Genomic DNA, 1,771 nt, shown 5'->3' with positions numbered 1-1,771 from the left:
GGGCCGGGGAGGGGTCGGTCCGGCCGGGCTCGGGTGCGGGTCTGGTTCGGGGGCCCGGTCTGACGTGGGGCGTGGACCCTGGTCGGGGTGAGTGGGTCCTGGCCGGTGCGCGGGGGAGTCGACTGAAGGGGACTCCGGCTGGGCGCCGGGCGCCGGGCTCCTGGTCCCAGCTCTGGTCCGCGGTCCCCGGCCCCGGTGGTGGCCCCGGCGGCGGCCCGCACCCGGCCGGGGCCGCTGAGGCGGGGGCCGGTCCGACCTCATCCGTCCCGGTCACCCCGGGCACACATCCCTGCCCCGTTCTTCCCTCCTCCGCTGCCCCTTCGGGCAGTGGGGGCCGGCCGGCGGGCGCACCCGCCGAGGCGGGGGCCTCGGACGGGATTCGGGCCCCTCGGCGAGACCGCTACGTGAGCTTGGTCATCGCGCCTTAGGGTTTCCTCTGTCAAATTTCCGTTTGGTAGTGGCATATGACAGAAGTTGATTCTCGGAGGTCATTCCGTTTCGGTGGCCGCTACCGCTAGGGTCGCCACGCAGTGACCCGAACACCAGGAGACCGATGCGCGGATCGGTCGGTCTCATACCGGAATCAGACGTTCAGCCGGGAGGCAGGGCGTCCGTGCCCCCTGAACGTAGGTGGGGACACCGCCCGGGGGCACCTCCTGGGGCACCCCAGCGTCAGCTGGGGAAGGTAGCCGGGGGAGGAAGGGATCGAGCATGTCCATACCCGTGCCACGGCAGCGGGAGGCGCTCACCGCGGAGACCCGACCGGTCACGCTGCCCGACGGCGGGCTCTCGCTGCTGGTGATCGAGGACGACCCGGCCGGTTCGCTGACCGTCCCGGAGTTGCTGGACGGCGTCGGCAACCGGATCCGCGTCCGCACCGCCCGCAACCTCACCGAGGCCACCCGCCTGCTCACCGACGATGTGCAGTGCATCCTGCTGGACCTCGCGCTGCCCGGCCGCGGTCCCGACTGCGCCGATGACCTGGACGCCCTCCGCCAGGTGCTGCGGATGGCCCCCGCGCACGCGGTACTGGCGCTGACCGCCGAGGGCGACGCGGAGCGCGCCGCCGAGGCGGTCCGGGTGGGGGCTCAGGACTACCTCTTCCGCGACGAACTCAACGACCGGGTGCTCACCCGCGCCATCCGCTACGCGGTGGAGCGCAAACGCGCCGACCTCGCGCAGCGCCAGCTGACCGAGTCCCGGCTGCGCGCCCAGGAGAACGCCCGACTGGAACGCGGACTGCTGCCCACCCCGCTGCTGGAGGGCTCCGACCTGCGGTTCGCCGCCCGCTACCGACCCGGGCGCAGCCGCGCCCTGCTCGGCGGCGACTTCTACGACACGGTCCGCACCGCGGACGGCACCGTGCACGCGATGATCGGCGACGTCTGCGGGCACGGCCCGGACGAGGCCGCGCTGGGAGTCGCGCTGCGCATCGCCTGGCGCACGCTGACCTTCGCCGGTCTGAGCGGGGACGAGCTGCTGGGCACCCTCCAGAAGGTGCTGGAGCACGAACGCGCGGACGACGAGATCTTCGCGACGCTGTGCACCGTGGACATCGCCCCGGACGGCCGCAGCGCCGGGATCTGCCTGGCCGGCCACCCCTCACCGGTGGCGATGCGGCGCGGACTGCCGCCCCGGCTGCTGCCGTACGAGGCGAGCGGCCCGGCGCTCGGACTGCTGCCGCACGCCCGCTGGCCGCGCCGCCAGGTGGAGCTGGGCGGGCAGTGGAGCCTGCTGATGTACACCGACGGCCTGATCGAGGGCCGGGTGG

1 protein-coding gene is annotated in these 1,771 nt (G+C 73.7%); it reads left to right on the top strand.

Annotated elements, in window-relative coordinates:
* Positions 1-711 precede the first annotated feature (711 nt).
* The coding region (locus E4099_RS31725) for a PP2C family protein-serine/threonine phosphatase (protein WP_135342543.1) at positions 712-1,771 on the top strand (1,060 nt) is incomplete at its 3' end.

The organism is Streptomyces palmae (assembly GCF_004684805.1).
Classification (GTDB): domain Bacteria; phylum Actinomycetota; class Actinomycetes; order Streptomycetales; family Streptomycetaceae; genus Streptomyces; species Streptomyces palmae.
The sequence above is the reverse complement of the archived record's forward strand: the minus strand, read 5'-3'. Positions and strand labels throughout refer to the sequence as shown.